Raw genomic sequence first — 16839 nt, 5'->3', positions numbered from 1 at the left:
TTTTTATTCATAACGTTTAGTTAGATAATGTCTTTGCATACCTAATTCAGGAAAATCGGGTAAGCTCATTTGTTGTATATACCCTAACCTTTCATAAAAAGGTAATGCTTGGAAACTAAATGTATCAACTAAAGCGTGTTTACAGCCTAATTTAATTGATTCCTGCTCTGCACTTGTCATTAAAGTACGGCCTAAACCGCTTTTTCTTGCATTTTCACTGACCCATAAATAATCAATGCATAGCCAGTTTCCTTTAGTCGAAGCAAGTAGACCACCGGTTATCATACCTATTTCATTTTTTGCATAAACAGCCAATTGACCAAAACTATTTTCTTTAAGATATTGAATATTATGCTGCCTTAGCCCAGCTAAAACTGCGTTCCTATCTTCATCCGCTATTTGGTGTGTGATAATAATATTCATATGCCGCCCTCTTGCATCGTAGTTATCCTTTATCTATCTCCATCATATTATAACTTATACTAAGAGTGGCAATTAACATTTGGAAAAGCATTCATATCTAAGCTGCATATGAAATAGATAATTAAGTTATGATTTTTTAGAGCGATTAACATTGTCAATCAGCGGAAGGTAATTAAAGGCTAGAAATAGATTAAGTTAAGAAGTTAAAAAACATCAGTTTCTAAAATTTGTGCAATTAAAGCGGTTACCGATAGGACTAATGATGACTTTATCATTTGTTGGTATCGATACTTCTGTAAATCGATGAGTTGTTTATCAACTAAATCTTCTGGTTGATTAAATCGCATCATTTCAGGCAATGGTTCCATACAATGTAACATTTTAATACTGCCTAATATTTCATCATCTGTAAAATTTAAAACTATACCATTGGTAGGCAAAGATCCTTTCAATGCTAAAAATAACTCAATATCTTCATATACCTCTCGAGTAATTGCACCTAAAGCAAATAATAGTTTTAATCTCACTGAAAGTTCACCTAATGGCCCACTTCCCGTTAAAAGGGGTTCAACAGCATATTTTACTGCATAGTCATCTTTACGAAAAACTTTTAGCATCAGTTGATCAATAGCTTCTGTGATCAAAATAATCACTTCCTGAACAAATAAATGGACTTCCGGCCGTTGATTTAGCCGCTCCAAAATTTGATTTTCTATATTTTGTCTATTTTCCATAACATCTTCTTTGTTCACTTTATGGTGACCGATTAAGTCACCATAAAGTCATTATTATCCTAGACTCAGACCTTGATCTGCAAAGTTATTTTCGTATTGACTCTAATAATTGATATTCACCGCAAATAGCCTCAATTATCAACGGATAATCATCTAATTGACACAATTGTTTCACTGCCTGACGAATTCCTTTCTCATTTATGAGCTCCGCCATTTCGCTCGCTTGCGGATCACTGTTACATCTAAAATGTAACGCTGAAGCAATTCCAATAATCAAATTTTTATGTGGCAATTGATATTCAAGCGTTCCTAACAATGGTTTAATGAGTCTATCTTCAGAATTTAATTTTCTAATCGGTTGACGCCCTACTCGGCTAACATCATCGTGTAAATACGGATTAGCGAAACGACCTAATATTTTGTCAATATATTGAGCATGTTGCTCGGGATTAAAACCATAACGTTGAATCAATACTTGACCACTTTCTAACATTGCTGCTTTAACTACTGCACAAATCGTCGGATCACTAATGGCGCTACTGATAGTTTGGTGCCCATATAATTGTCCAAGGTACGCTGTAATGGCATGCCCAGTATTAAGTGTAAATAGTTTTCGCTCAACAAAAGCCATTAGGTTATCAGTAAGTTCCATCCCTCCGATAATCGGAATATCACCAATGAATTGAGTTTGGTCAACAATCCATTCACTGAAAGATTCGACAGTCACATCCAATGGGTCATCATTTGCAGCATCCATTGGTGGAACAATGCGATCAACTGCTGAGTCAACAAAACCAATATATCGCTCAATCCATTCATGATTGCTATCTGGTATTTGAGCTAATACGTGTCGCTTTAATTGACTCGAACCTCTGACCATATTTTCACAGGCTATAATATTTAATGGTTTATTATTATTGAGTTCCTTCCTCATCAAGAGGCCTTTCGCTAATGTAACCGCAATTTTTTCTAATACTTGAGGACCAACAGCAGTAGTTACCATGTCGGCTTGAGCAATGTATTCAATAGTTTTTGGATCCTGACTATTGATCGCGTGAACATGTTGAACTTTTTCAATACGATGCTCTTGCCCAACAATATGAACTTGATAAGACTGTTGATGAGCCAGTTGATCGATTAAAGGTTGATTCACATCTGTAAATGTTAATTGAGAATTTGCATCTGCCAATAGCTTACCAATAAAGCCACGTCCAATATTTCCGGCACCAAAATGAATAACTTTCATGATTTGTCTCCCTATGCTGCACTTTGAGCGGATAAAATTTCGAGAACTTCTTGAATGCTTTGTGTTTTGCTTAGTTTTTCAATAACACCAGCCTCATCAAGCGCAGAAGTAATTCGCATAATAACTTCTATGTGCTCATTATTTTGTGCAGCTATTCCTATTACAAGGTGAGCAATTTCATCTGGTTCATCACCAAATTGGATACCATTTGGATATTGGCAAATAACAATGCCCGTTTTAATAACTCTATCTTTAGCTTCTATCGTGCCGTGAGGCACCGCAATAGACTCCCCTAAATAAGTTGATGTTAGTTTTTCTCTCGCTAGCATGGCATCAATATAATCGGGTTCAACATAACCGCCTTCAACTAACTTTTGTCCTGCATAGCGAATAGCTTGTTCTTTATTTTGTGCGCTTAAATTCAAGTGAATATGTTTTGCACTTAAGGTGAATATTGCGTCTTCACGCGTTTCCATTTGATAAGATTCATCATTAGCCGCAATAATAGTTTGCTTAATTAAGCGTCCGTCATTTGCAGCTTTTGGATTTCTCTGAGCAATTAAACGCGTCACTAAATCACTATATGTTTGCCCATCTAGGAAGTTTGTTAGGGAAATATGAATTGCATTCGGTGCAAAAGTCTTCGCTCTTGCCGTTAAATCTTTATGTGTCACGACAATATCAACATCATCAGGTAAATCATTAATCGCCATATTGGTGACAGATATATCAAGTAGACCTGCATCACGCACTTTTTTAGCTAAAACACCAGCCCCCATAGCACTTGATCCCATTCCTGCATCACAGGCTACAATAATCTGACGGATATTGACTAAACTTGCAGCTAATTCATTCTTCTCAGAATTTTTATGTGAAGACTTAGATTGAGCCTTCATTTCACGTATTTTTTTCGTCGCATTATCCAATTCATCTTCATCTCCTACGCGAGTTCTTCTCAACAAGATTGCGGAAACTAAGAATGAAACGAGTGTTGCACTTGTGACTGATAAAATCACACCAATTAATGACGATTTTGGTGTCATCAGTAAAACTGCAAAGATTGAACCTGGAGATGCTGGAGAAACTAATCCTGCGTGGAAAACATTCATCACAAAGACACCTGTCATTCCGCCAAGAATAACAGCAATAAGAAGACGCGGATTCATTAGAACATAAGGGAAATAAATCTCATGAATACCACCAAAGAAATGAATAATTGCCGCCCCTGAGGCTGATTGCTTTGCATTTCCTTTACCAAAAAACATATAAGCCAATAACACGCCAAGTCCTGGACCTGGATTTGCTTCAATTAAAAAGAAAATTGATGAGCCTGTTTCAGATGCTTGTTGAATACCAAGTGGTGAAAATATACCGTGATTAATCGCATTATTGAGGAAGAGTATTTTTGCAGGTTCGACAAAAATCGAGGTAAGTGGTAATAAGTTATTTTCCACCATGACATTTACACCAGCCGCAAGGATCTTGGACATTCCCGCAACCAGTGGGCCGATGGCCAAATAAGCCAGTATCGCTAACAACATGCCAATGATGCCTGATGAAAAATTATTCACCAGCATTTCAAAACCTGTTTTAACTTTACCTTCAATCCAGCGGTCAAAACGCTTGATGACAAAGCCACCGAGAGGGCCAGCTATCATTGCCCCCATAAACATAGGCATGTCAGCACCAACAATTACCCCCATAGTCGTGATCGCGCCAACGATCCCGCCGCGTTCACCACCAACCAACCGCCCACCCGTATAACCAATTAATAGTGGCAATAAGTAAGTGATCATCGGTCCTACAAGCTGTGCTAGCGTTTCATTTGGCCACCAGCCGGTAGGGATAAATAGCGCAGTGATTAATCCCCACGCAATAAAAGCACCAATGTTGGGCATCACCATATTACTGAGGAAGCGCCCAAAATTCTGTACCTTTAATTTGATATTTGATGTTACCATGATAGAACCCCGTGGTACGAGAATGATAAGGTTGTAACGTTATCGCCAAATAACGTTAGTGAGATTTTTTGAACACTTTCACTCTAGCATGTCCTTTCTCTGATGCGTACCACGCGGGCTTTCTGTGATAGATATCACTTTACGCCCCCCACCCCCCCCCATCAATTAGTGACTCCCCTCACAAATTAATCATGTTATTTAATTACATTGAGTTATTTTTACACAAAAAGCCTTTTTTATGTGATACTGATCACTTATTTTGTTAGCCTGTTTTTTATAAATTAGTGACTTTGATCACGAAATATTTTCATGTTCATGACCTTTTTAACATTTGAATTCATTTAAAATTAGTTTTATTTACGCATAATTTATTTTGTAATAAAATTTCAGCATATATTTCAAGTTTAAATAAAAACCACTTTACGCTTTAAAACGCCTATTTTTCGTCAACAACTCTTGCTTATCTTACATATCGTCAGCGACCATTCTTTTTGCGATGCTCATTATTAGGAATAAACGCAACTTATTATTATTAAAGATTATTTAATCTTGCCTCCATGGTTATTCACCGCTAAATTAAGCATAATTTAACTCAAAAAATGTGATTGCTATGACGCTAACTATTATTATTTTCCTACTGGTTTATATCGCAATGGGTTTTGGCAAACTACCCGGCTTTAAAGTTGATAGAACAGGTGCGGCGGTTATTGGTGCCTTGGCAATGATGGCAATAGGTAGCATTACCCCGCCTCACGCTTGGAATTCAATTGATTATAGAACTATAGGTATGTTGTTTGGTTTGATGGTAGTTTCCGCATCGTTTGTAGTCTCTGGCTTTTATAGTTGGACGGCTGACCGTGTTGCTATGTTAAAGGTTAGTGCGCCAACATTGCTTGCCGTATTAATTGCAGTAGGAGGGCTACTTTCTGCCTTATTAACAAATGATGTCGTTGTCGTGGCGATGACGCCTTTATTAGTCTCTATTACCTTATCTCGTGGCCTTAATCCTATTCCCTTTTTATTAGGATTCTGTTTTGCCGCCAATAATGGTGCCGCTGGCTCATTAATTGGTAGTCCACAAAATATGATTGCAGCGCAGGGTCTGGACCTTTCATTTGTTGGGTTAATTCAAGCAGCGGCTATTCCTGCTCTTCTTTCATTACCAATCACTTGGTTAGTTTTAGTTTGGCTTTATCGTAACCGTTGGTATTTAGCGAAAGAAACAACACAAATACCTAGCACACAATCACAATCAGAAAAACTCAATATTTGGGAAACAACAAAAGCAGGTATCATCACCTTCGCTGTTATCGTTGCTTTTGTCGCTACTGATATTCCAAGGGAACTCATTGCGTTAACCGCAGCAGGCTTTTTACTGCTTAATCGTTCTATCGCTTCAAGTGATATGTTAAAACTGGTTGATGGCAATCTTTTATTACTGATCATGGGGTTATTTGTAGTCAATGCGGCTTTTGCATCAACTGGTTTACCACAGCAATTACTGAATGATTTGCGTAGTCATGGGGTTGAATTAAATAATCCAATTGTTTTATTTTTAGTCACTGGCGTACTCAGTACTATTGTAGGAAATAACCCATCAGTAATGCTACTGGTTCCATTTTTATCTCCTGACGGCAATGCGGATTCATTAGGCGCTGCACTCGTTTTGGGTTCTGGATTTTCCAGTAATTTATTTGTTTTCGGTAGTTTAGCGGGCATCATTGTTGTCGAACAATCCGCAGCATATGGCGTGAAAATCTCATTTACAGAATTTGCTAAATCAGGTGGTATTGTCGCTGCGCTGTGTATGCTACTTGCCGCCGCGTGGATATTAATCGCTTTATAATTTGATGGCACCAATTTGCGCTATTACCTACAAATTGGTGCATTTTAACTTAGAAAGTCACGTTTAAATTTAAAGTAAGAATAGTATTACGGAAGAATAGCAAAAGAGCGAACCGGAAAGCCACTCGCATTATTAGGTTTAGCGACAACGTTAAAAATAACCGCCCCTCTAGTCGGAAGTTGGTCTAAATTTGCCATCAACTCAACTTGGTACGTGTCTTGCTCTAAAACATAATATTCAGCCAATAATGCATTATTTTGACGAAAATCTTTTGCTGCATCGGTATCAAAAGTCTCATGTCCAATGGCTTTAACGCCTCGTTCTTCAAATAAAAATTTTAACGCATCAATTCCCCAACCCGGTATTTGGTTTTTACCTTCTTTATCTTTATTATCCATAGCCTCTTGAGACGGCCAGCGGTGACTCCAATCAGTTCGTAACGCGACAAAAGTACCAGACTCTATTTGTCCATGTTGTTGCTCAAATAAGATTACATCTTCACGAGAAAACGAGAAATTAGGGTCTTGTTTCGCTCTTGACGATTGATCAATCACAATAAGCGGCAATACTAATTCTTTAAGCTCCAACTCATGTAAATAACGCTTTCCTTCAACAAAATGGCATGGTGCATCAATATGAGTGCCATATTGCCCAGGAAACGTAAATTGTTGTGCAAAAAATCCGTCGGGATAACCAAATAGCGTTTTGAATTCAGCAGGTTCAAACATAAAAAAATGAGGTGAGTCTTTATCAAAACGGTGAGTCAAATCAATCCACGTTTTTGATTTAAGTATATTAAGTGCATTAATCAGTTCATTAGCCATCTAGTTTCCCCTGTTTGGTTCATTTTAAACGCTTTCCAGCAATTATTTTTGTGTTATGACATTTATTTATTTTAATATTAAATAACTAAATTAACTTGTCTACACTTCTAATACGAATGTTTTTCATGTTGAATTTGAAATGAAAACTGGCAGTAAGATATAATGTGAAAAATAATTAAAAATATAATGATAGCTCTCAAATATCATTTAGTTATTGTGACTAACATGTTTTGAAATGAAAACGCTAACTAATAAGATGTGTTCTAAACAGCTGATACTGTAATAACGTTAAGTACTCACATTAAATATACCGAATCACATAGAAACTATATGATTCGGCAAGCAGAATAACGCTAATCACGCGGTTATTCTTAATATAATTAATATTTATTTAGTCCAGCTTGCAGGTTCAATGAATCCATCATATATGCGCTGAGAGCGAATATAATCTGCGTATTCTTTAGAATCAAAAGCGTCTTTTAAATCTTTAGCCCACTGCGCATCGACATCTTTTTGTAATACAGTGACGATAATACGATGCTCTAATGGCGAATTTTCAACCACAAGCCCATCAGCTATTCGTTGTCCTGCACTTGCCACATAGTTACCATTAACCACGACAAAATCAACATCATCTAATAAACGTAATCCTTGCGCGGCATCAGTTTCACGAATATCTAAATTATATTTTCCAGGTTCAATATCATTCACACTGAAGCTTAATGTGCTGACATTAGGTTTTATTTTTATCCAACCCAATTGCTCTAAAATTCGTGCACCGCGCTCTGCATTTACCGGATCATTTGATAACGCGACAATCATGCCATCTTTCACTTCATCTAATGACTTATGTTTATTAGAACGCAAGCTCTGTGGCGCGCTTGGCGAGTCCGTCAATGCCACCATATTGATATTATTTTTTTTATTGTATGCATCCATATATGCACGACTTTGATTAACCGATGCATCAATTGCGCCCTCTTCAAACGCTGGGTTTATTTGCCTGTTTTGAGAAAATTGGCGCAAATTTACTGTATAACCTTTTTTCTCTAAGATGGGCACAATGCCTTTATCAACTTGGTCGATGTAGTTTCCAACCCCAAAACCAATCGTAATTTGTTTTTTATTTGGATTATCTTTCTCACTATTATCACCACACGCCACGAGTGTAACAATTGCAGTTGCGATGAGTGAAAGACTTATTAATTTTTGTTTTAACATATGTAACAACCCTGTAATGACATTTTGGGCAGTATAGACATAATTTTTTGATTCTACTTAGACCAGATCGTTATAACTTAAAACTAAAAGCATAGATAAATTTAATTTTAATTCCATTTAGTTATATGCATATAACAATTCATTCGTTCGATAAATGATGTGCATGATATGTAATGAAGGAGATAAAAAAACGTTTAAAAAAAGTGAGTTATTTTATGACAATTTTTAATAATGATTTAATTGATTCCCTGACTAATTTAACGCCAGAATCTCATTTAGCAAAAATACGCCAAGAACGATTGGTTGCGACCGAAAATACACAAGCGGCTTTTGAGGCGATTTTTTCCACGCCCTCAGACCTACTACCTATCAATGTGAAATATCATTTCGCTCTCGAAGTCGCCACGCTGACAGGAAGCCAAAGTTTAATCCATTTTTATAGCCAACTGTTGCTGTCGCAAACACCAATTACATCAACACCAGGTTTCGAAGCCGCCAAAAAATATCTTCAAATATTAACTTCGTCGCCAAAAGAAACCGATTATTCGCTCATTGAACAATTAACCGATCATGGTTGGCAAAATGCAGATATTGTTTTATTAGCCCAGTTAATCACTTTTGTCACCTATCAAGCCCGTTTAGTCGAGGGTTTAAATTTATTGCAAGGCCATAATAGTGACCATAGCAATATAACAAAAATTAAAGCTGGGAAATGGAATAATCGTCCATTAAGTCGGCATGGAAAACTATCACCAATCGCATTTACACAAGATGAATTGGGTTGGGAGGCTTGGTTAGATGCCAGAGCCGCAAACACGCTCAGTGCCGATGAAGCTCAAGTAATGAAAAAATTCGGTCAACTTAGTTCTGAATATTTTTTATTACTCGCCCACCATAGCAGAATTTTAGAAATTCGTACATTGATTGATCGCGGCGTTTTCTATACATCAGGCGGTTTACCGCGTTGGGAACGTGAATATGCAGCCGCTGTAGTGAGTAAAGTTAACGGCTGTATTTATTGTGCTTCCGTCCATGCACGTAAAGCGAGTCAATATGCAAAAGAGCGCCGTAATGATGTGGATAAATTATTAGCAACAGCCACAGGCTCTATTTTAGCTGAAGGTTTTGATGATAGGTTGCTCGCTATTACTGATTTAGTGGCATCTTTGTCAGCGACACCAATTCAATCATCAACCTCACAAATTGATAGGCTGCGAGAGTTAGGTTTGTCTGAATTGGAATTAGTCGATTTAATCCAATCTAGTGCCTTTTTTTCATGGGCCAACCGCTTAATGTTATCGCTCGGTGAACCCTTTGAAATTGTAGAGAACAAGGAGTAATTCAATGGAACGAATTGAGGGTTTACTCGCTCTGGAAGAGCAAATAAGACTAGATTTACAATATTTAAATTTACCGATCGCGACATGGTCATTATCCAATAAAGACTCACTTAATCAAATTGATGTCGCGATTATTGGTGCTGGTATGTCAGGGGTTACTGCCGCTTTTGCACTCAAACTACGCGGTATTGATGCAACAGTATTTGACCAAGCAAAAACAGGTAAAGAAGGCCCGTGGCAAAAGCCAGCATTAATGGAAACATTACGTTCACCAAAACACGTTGTTGGTCCTGCACTTGCTTCGCCATCTCTAACCTTTCAAGCATGGTTTAAAGTACAATTTGGTGAAGATGCATGGGAAAAACTGGATAAAATTCCGCGCTTACAATGGGGTGAATATTTACAATGGTTCAAATCCATAACTGAACCTCAGGTTTTCAACCAATATCAATTAATTGATATACAGCTCAGCGCGAATGGCAGCGAACTCTCCTTTGACACACCGGAAGGCACGAAGTGCTATATCGCGAAGCATGTCATCTTAGCAACGGGTATGGAATCTTTTAGTGAGCCTAACATCCCTGATTTTATGGCACAGATCCCAACATCTTATTGGGAACACTCATACGCTGGTAGTGATTATAGCCGCTTTAAAGGCCTGGATATTGGTGTCGTTGGTTATAGCGCGGGAGCGATGGATAGTTCGGCCACGGCACTTGAGCAAGGTGCAAATTCAGTCGAAATATTAATTCGTGCAAGTGATATGCCCCGCGTTAACCGTGGCAAGGTTGCTGGAAGTCCAGGTTTCACTCATGCATATGCTTATTTCTCTGATGCGCAAAAATGGCATTATGCCGATTATGTCGCTAAAGCGAAAACCCCTGCACCACATGGCAGTACATTGCGAGTTTCGCGCCATGATAATGCCTATTTCAACTTTAATTCCCCCATTAAACAGGTTGCATTAAATAATGGAAAATTACAGGTTACAACAGCTAATGATAAATTCACCTTTGATTATCTTATATTAGCGACGGGTTATCGTATTAATTGGTTTAAACAAACCGCCTTTAATAAGTTAACGCCCTATATTCAAACTTGGGGTGATGTATATACGCCACCGCAAGCTGAAGAGAATAGTGAATTAGCCTCTCACCCCTACCTTGGCTCACATTTTGAATTACAACCTAAAACAGGGTGTGACTTGCCTGAATTAAACAAACTTTATTGTTTTAATTTAAGTGCGTCTTTGAGTATGGGACCTGTCATTGGCTTAATACCCGGCACGAATACCGGTGCTGAAAGACTCGCAGACCATATAGCGGCTCAATTATACCTCGCCTATCAAGAGCAACATCTTGATTTAGTTAAAACAAGCACTGAAGCAGAACTTTTAGGTGATGAATGGCAAGCCGCTCTTTCACCAACAGAACGTATGCAACTAACCGATAATGTGGAGTAAATCATGATCACATTTCAAAATGTCCAAAAAGTATATGAAAAAGATGGGCAATCTTTAGTTGCGTTGCAAGATATTAATTTGCAAATCAATAAAGGCGATATATTTGGTTTTATTGGTTATAGCGGCGCGGGTAAAAGCTCTCTCATTCGCTTAGTCAACCAATTAGAAAAGCCGACCAGTGGTGCTGTAATTATTGATGGCCAAAATATTGCCCATCACAGCCCTGCTGAAATTCGTGCCCATAAAAGAAATATTGGCATGATCTTTCAACATTTTAATTTATTAGAAACCAAAACAGTCGCGCAAAATATTTCAATGCCACTGGTTCTGCTCGGACTTGATAAGCAAGAGATCAATCGCCGAGTCGATAATATCCTTGAATACGTTGAGTTAAGCGATAAAAAACATCAATATCCTGGGCAATTATCCGGGGGACAAAAGCAGCGAGTTGGTATTGCCCGTGCATTAATTAATAATCCTGAAATATTACTTTGTGATGAAGCCACATCAGCACTTGATCCACAAACAACTCGCTCAATTTTAGCGTTGCTGCAAAAAATCAGTCGTGAACAAAAGATAACAATTTTATTAGTCACTCATGAAATGGAAGTCATTGAACAAGTTTGTAATCGTGTTGCCGTCATGGAGTCAGGGCGAATTGTTGAGGAAGGAACCGTATTAAATATCTTTGCTCAACCTCAACATTTAACGACACAAAAATTTGTTCGTACGGTTTTAAATGAAGAAATTCCTGAACGTGTTCTTCACAATCTTGAACATCAACAAGATGTATATCGATTAGAGTTTTTAGGTAAATCCGCTCAAGAACCGGTTGTTAATGAGCTCATTGTGCAAAATATTGTCAAAATAAATATCTTGTTTGCCAATATGAAAGAAATTAGCGGCGTGGTACTTGGCAGTATGTTTGTACAAATAATTGGTGAGAAAGAACAAATTGATGATGCGGTGAATTTCTTACGTCTCCGTGGCGTAGCAGTAAATAAGGGGGCACTATGACACAATTTTTTGAGACGGCACTCACTAGTAAACAATTTTTATTAGCGATGTCAGAAACCTTTACTATGGTGAGCATTGCCCTTGTACTTGGCTCATTATTTGGGATTTTATTAGGCATTTTACTGGTTGTAACAAGGCAGGACGGTATTTGGGAAAATAAATGTATTTATCGAATTGTTAACCCTATTATAAATACTATTCGCTCTCTACCTTTTATTATTTTATTAGTTGCCATGATCCCACTAACACGATTCATGGTAGGAACATCAATAGGAACTACTGCTGCGATTGTGCCTTTAGTTATTTATATTGCCCCTTATACTGCACGTTTAGTCGAGAACTCTCTTCTTGGCGTTCACTCCGGCATCATTGAAGCGGCAGATGCAATGGGCGCAACCAATTGGCAAATTATCTGGCACTTTATTTTACCCGAAGCCAAGTCGTCATTAATATTAAGTTTGACTGCGGCAAGTATTACATTAGTTGGCGCAACGGCGATGGCAGGTGCTGTTGGCGGTGGAGGTATCGGTGATTTAGCACTCAACTATGGGTACCAACGTTTTGATAATGTTGCGATGGCAATCACGGTAGTCACTTTAGTGATTATTGTTCAAGGCATGCAACTTATTGGTGATTACTTAGCGAAGAAAGCACGCTTTCATTAACTTAATTGAGGTCGATATTATCATTATATCGACCTTGTTAGCTTTTCATCGATGCTACCAATGCAATTCACTAACCCCTTCTTTTATCTGCACTCACGTTTAATCAACATGCTCAGCAATGGCATCTATCAACAATCTATCAATACCCATCAATGTTGAATCGATTAGTCTAGCTGTAATGATATTCATCGTTGGAATAAATTGCATATTAATTATTTATAATGCGACAAAATAACAATTTATTTGAGTATTTTATATTATAATCATGATGATATACCTTTTAATATTTGCTCTTGGTATGTCATGAAAATAGCCATTAGCTAAATATTTTATTATTTTTTTGTGCTTTATTATTACCTACATGCGCTTTGCGATGCATCGTCAGCGTTTTATTCACCTACAAATTAAACTGATTATGCCTACAATTGAACAATTAATCCTACTCACATCAATACTCATCCTACTCGGTATATTCTCGAGTAAATTATCCGCAAGGCTCGGCCTGCCGATGCTAGTTATGTTCCTTTTCATCGGTATGCTTGCAGGCGAGGATGGAATAGGAAAGATCACCTTTGATAACGTTAATGTTTCTTATGCTGTTGGCTCCCTTGCTCTGGCTTTAATTTTATTTGATGGTGGACTTCAAACATCTGTAAAATCTATTCGCCTAGTCTGGAAACCTGCATTTACTCTTGCCACTTTAGGCGTTCTAGTCACCGCTGGTGTAACGGGAGTCGCTGCCGCTTATATTTTAGGGATCCCATTACTTGAAGGTCTTTTATTAGGTGCGATTGTGGGTTCAACAGATGCCGCCGCCGTATTTTCATTGTTACGAAACGCCGGAATTTACCTCAATGAACGTCTTCAATCAACACTCGAAATTGAAAGTGCAACAAATGACCCAATGGCTATCTTTCTCACCGTAGGGTTATTACAACTATTAATGAACCAACAAGCTTCAGGTAGTGAGCTGGTCTTGCTATTTTTCAGTCAGATGGGCATTGGCACTGTTATTGGTCTAACGGTGGGCTGGGTATCCGTTAAGATAATTAACAAAATTAAATTAATGGCAACGGGGCTTTACCCTGTACTCGTCGCAGCATGTGGTTTACTTTCATTTGGATTAGCGAGTAATTTAGAGGGTAGCGGATTTCTTTCTATTTTTGTCACCGGTGTCGTGATTGGAAATCATCGATTTGTTTTCCAACGCAACACATTTTTATTTCATGATGGTTTAGCATGGCTTAGCCAAATCATTATGTTTGTCATGTTAGGATTGCTAGTCAATCCAAGTTCATTGCTAGAAGTATGGCTTGAAGGCCTAGCTATCGCGTTAGTACTCACTTTTGTAGCCAGACCACTTGCCGTTATTCCAGTACTAAAACTATTTGGTTTCCCTAAACCAGAGATAGCCTTAATTTCTTGGGTTGGCTTACGTGGCTCAGTACCAATTATATTAGCTATTTTTCCTTTTATTTACGGCTTACCCGGCGCAAATTTAATTTTTGATGTTGTCTTTTTCGTCGTACTAATCTCAGCAACCCTGCAAGGCTCAACACTACCTTATGTCGCACGTAAGCTTAATTTAATGCAGCCACCACCGCTTATTCCGGCTGCAACTTTAGATATTACTGCTGTAGACCAAATAGATGCCGATTTAGTGGAATATACATTAGGTGAAGATTGTTCTGCTGTAGGTAGACGCTTATCTCAATTAGCATTACCTGACCAAACTGTTATTGCAATGATCACTCGAGGTAAATCAGTACTACCCCCTAGAGGTTCAACACAACTTTTTGCGAATGACCATTTATTTGTTGTCCTTAAACCTGAGAACAGGCTTTTTCTTGAACATCTTTTTTCAGAAAAAATATCACCTGAGTTTGAGGCTGTAGAATTACCATCTACAGGCTTAAGTCTTAAAGGTACAACTCGATTAAATGAGATATATGCTTCTTATGGCATACGTATTGACGAAAATGACGATATCACATTAGACAAATTTATTTATGCCAATACTACAACTGAACCAACTCAAGGCAGCGTGATAAAATTAGAACATTTACAACTGAAGATAGTTGAAATGATCGATACTCGTATTGTTACTGTAATATTAGAACCTATTGATGGTACAGACTAATGAATTTCCATTTTCTTTATGCTATTTACGTTATTCATTAAAACTGATGTTCAACTTAAATTTATATTAATAACCAAAAAATATATCTTAGATAAAATAAAAGCCCGTAATGGGCTTTTATTTTCATAATTACACGCTATTCGAGAGAAGATAATATATGAGTATGACCATTAGCATAATTATAATAACCACACGCACACTTATGCCCTTAATTGAAGCAATTAAGAAATCAAAATTTAATTAAGTTCCATTTTGAAACATAAGTATTAAATATATTATTAAACTAGAGAATAAACTGAATCATCAAATCCTTTTGTTTCTCTGCTCTCTACTGACTGGACATCATCATGCAGAATCTCACTAAAGAATTCGCCCATGTTAATATCTAATACTTTCAATACTCGCACTAGACAATCTATATCGATACGATTCACACCGCGCTCATAACGAAATAGTTGTTGTTCACTGATATCAATCTCTTTAGCTAACTGAAAGACAGTAAAGCCTTGAGCTTTTCTCAATGATTTTATTTTTTGTCCAACTGCACAAGCGACAGGATATTTTGTATTCATAAACATTCTCGCTTCAATTTATATTATTGAATTAAAAAACAGCAGGTACTTCACTGCGTTTCTCTATTGTTATCTTTATATGGATATAGCCATTAATTATGATACTAACGATTCAGCATATATCTCGAGACGAATGATATACTAGCCATCTAATTAGTTTCAACTAGTCTAAAAATGACATTGCAACTATGTAACAAAAAATTACGATAATTACATATGATTTAAGTATTAAAATTAAGTCAATAATTTCAATTAGTTAAGGGGTTAAGCGATAAGTGAGTAATGAGCGTACCTTGCAGTACCGACAGTTCATGGTCAGAACAATACACTAAAATGTAGTCATTTGCCCGATAAAAAATCCAAAAATAAAGGAAATAAACAGAATAATTTAACACTGTAACAAATTTGATGATTGCTTTTCAACATATTCGTTTTATGAGTATATGAAGTGAGATAAATGATTAAATTCTGTAAAATAAGGTAAAAGTTATACATTTTATATATATAATCATATTCTACTATCTACTATCAATGACATACATTGATGATATTTAGTTACAACCCACATTAAATTTGCTCGATTTTTAAAGTAGCCTTAGAAATTTACTCACTTAGCCTATTCAAGATAACAAAACATTAACGTTAAAAACGTTTAGTATTCACTTTACTTGATGAACATCACAAAAATATGAAAAATAAATGACGTATTTAATTTAGTTTAATTGTTTTTTTGACCTCAAAGATTAAACCGACAAACAAATAGTCTACTAAATTTGAATATAAAGACATTTAAATCTAACTACTGTACCTTCAGCGATTTCATTTCTCTAAGATAAGACAAATTTTATTGTATTGCCATTTTCAATAACCCAACGACTCAATTAACTATTGTGATAATAAAATAGTACATAGTTTAATTACGTCACATTCTCTCAAATGTTAATATTTTAATGATCTCCTATTTTAGTTAACTGGCTTATTGCTCTTTTTTAAATCTATTAGTTAATAAGAATAAGAAAAGTGCCTTTAGACGTCCCTCTTTGACGGGTCGAACCTGCAACCAGCTTATCGAGGGATCTGCGAGTTTACTACTGAGTAATGGTCTATCTATTGGTATGGGATTTTTTTTAGATGGTGGGCCGTGCGGGACTTTTCAGCCTTCGGCTTCACCCTACGGGTCGAACCTGCAACCAGCTTATCGAGATAAGCTGCAAGTTTACTACTGAGTAATGGTCTATCTATTGGTATGGGATTTTTATTTAGATGGTGGGCCGTGCGGGATTCGAACCTGCGACCAATTGATTAAAAGTCAACTGCTCTACCGACTGAGCTAACGGCCCATCTATTAGGATGGTTTAATGCTTTAAAACTTTAAGATGGTGGGCCGT

The 16839-nt window shown here is 37.1% G+C and carries 13 protein-coding genes and 1 tRNA gene; 6 read left to right on the top strand and 8 right to left on the bottom strand.

Going from position 1 to position 16839, the window contains the following annotated elements:
• Positions 1-3: 3 nt before the first annotated feature.
• From DD649_RS13960 to DD649_RS13945, 4 genes are all read right to left on the bottom strand, one after another.
• A complete protein-coding gene (locus DD649_RS13960) occupies positions 4-423 on the bottom strand; it encodes a GNAT family N-acetyltransferase (RefSeq protein ID WP_294107912.1) in 420 nt (139 codons plus the stop codon).
• 203 nt (positions 424-626) lie between these two features.
• Positions 627-1157 (bottom strand): MltR family transcriptional regulator, encoded by a 531-nt coding sequence (locus DD649_RS13955; RefSeq protein ID WP_294107910.1) that lies wholly within the window; start codon positions 1155-1157, stop codon positions 627-629.
• Positions 1158-1242: 85 nt separating this feature from the next.
• Positions 1243-2403 carry a mannitol-1-phosphate 5-dehydrogenase gene (locus tag DD649_RS13950; RefSeq protein ID WP_294107908.1) on the bottom strand — a complete coding sequence of 387 codons (1161 nt, stop codon included), beginning with the start codon at positions 2401-2403 and terminating at the stop codon, positions 1243-1245.
• A gap of 11 nt (positions 2404-2414) precedes the next feature.
• The gene (locus tag DD649_RS13945; protein WP_294107907.1) at positions 2415-4364 is read right to left on the bottom strand and encodes a PTS mannitol transporter subunit IICBA; all 1950 of its coding nucleotides are present in this window, start codon (positions 4362-4364) and stop codon (positions 2415-2417) included.
• Positions 4365-4974: 610 nt separating this feature from the next.
• On the opposite strand from DD649_RS13945, the gene DD649_RS13940 reads away from it, so the two are divergent.
• Positions 4975-6210, top strand: a complete 1236-nt coding sequence (locus DD649_RS13940; RefSeq protein WP_294107904.1) for an SLC13 family permease — start codon at positions 4975-4977, stop codon at positions 6208-6210.
• An 86-nt stretch (positions 6211-6296) separates the two neighbouring features.
• Here the strand turns inward: DD649_RS13940 and DD649_RS13935 are convergent, their stop codons facing one another.
• The gene (locus DD649_RS13935) at positions 6297-7034 is read right to left on the bottom strand and encodes a cyclase family protein (protein ID WP_294107903.1); all 738 of its coding nucleotides are present in this window, start codon (positions 7032-7034) and stop codon (positions 6297-6299) included.
• Positions 7035-7421: 387 nt separating this feature from the next.
• A complete protein-coding gene (locus DD649_RS13930) occupies positions 7422-8255 on the bottom strand; it encodes a MetQ/NlpA family ABC transporter substrate-binding protein (RefSeq protein WP_294107901.1) in 834 nt (277 codons plus the stop codon).
• A 215-nt stretch (positions 8256-8470) separates the two neighbouring features.
• Here DD649_RS13930 and DD649_RS13925 point away from each other — a divergent pair, with 215 nt between their 5' ends.
• The 5 genes from DD649_RS13925 (at position 8471) to DD649_RS13905 (ending at position 14879) form a co-directional block, all read left to right on the top strand.
• A complete protein-coding gene (locus DD649_RS13925; RefSeq protein ID WP_294107899.1) occupies positions 8471-9595 on the top strand; it encodes a peroxidase-related enzyme in 1125 nt (374 codons plus the stop codon).
• Positions 9596-9599: 4 nt separating this feature from the next.
• Positions 9600-11057, top strand: a complete 1458-nt coding sequence (locus DD649_RS13920; RefSeq protein ID WP_294107897.1) for an NAD(P)/FAD-dependent oxidoreductase — start codon at positions 9600-9602, stop codon at positions 11055-11057.
• Between the two features lie 3 nt (positions 11058-11060).
• Positions 11061-12074 (top strand): ATP-binding cassette domain-containing protein, encoded by a 1014-nt coding sequence (locus tag DD649_RS13915; RefSeq protein WP_336430859.1) that lies wholly within the window; start codon positions 11061-11063, stop codon positions 12072-12074.
• Positions 12071-12739 (top strand): methionine ABC transporter permease, encoded by a 669-nt coding sequence (locus DD649_RS13910; protein ID WP_294107892.1) that lies wholly within the window; start codon positions 12071-12073, stop codon positions 12737-12739. The genes DD649_RS13915 and DD649_RS13910 overlap by 4 nt, the downstream gene beginning before the upstream one ends.
• 373 nt (positions 12740-13112) lie before the next feature.
• Entirely contained in the window at positions 13113-14879 is a 1767-nt protein-coding gene (locus DD649_RS13905) for a potassium/proton antiporter (protein ID WP_294107890.1), read from the top strand.
• A 278-nt stretch (positions 14880-15157) separates the two neighbouring features.
• Here DD649_RS13905 and DD649_RS13900 read toward each other — a convergent pair whose 3' ends face one another.
• Complete coding sequence (locus DD649_RS13900; RefSeq protein WP_294107888.1) at positions 15158-15451, bottom strand: helix-turn-helix transcriptional regulator; 294 nt, start codon at positions 15449-15451, stop codon at positions 15158-15160.
• A gap of 1264 nt (positions 15452-16715) precedes the next feature.
• Positions 16716-16791, bottom strand: a tRNA-Lys gene (locus tag DD649_RS13895).
• Between the last annotated feature and the right edge of the window lie 48 nt (positions 16792-16839).

Source organism: Providencia sp. (assembly GCF_003533305.1).
In the GTDB taxonomy this organism is placed as follows: domain Bacteria; phylum Pseudomonadota; class Gammaproteobacteria; order Enterobacterales; family Enterobacteriaceae; genus Providencia.
The sequence above is the reverse complement of the archived record's forward strand: the minus strand, read 5'-3'. Positions and strand labels throughout refer to the sequence as shown.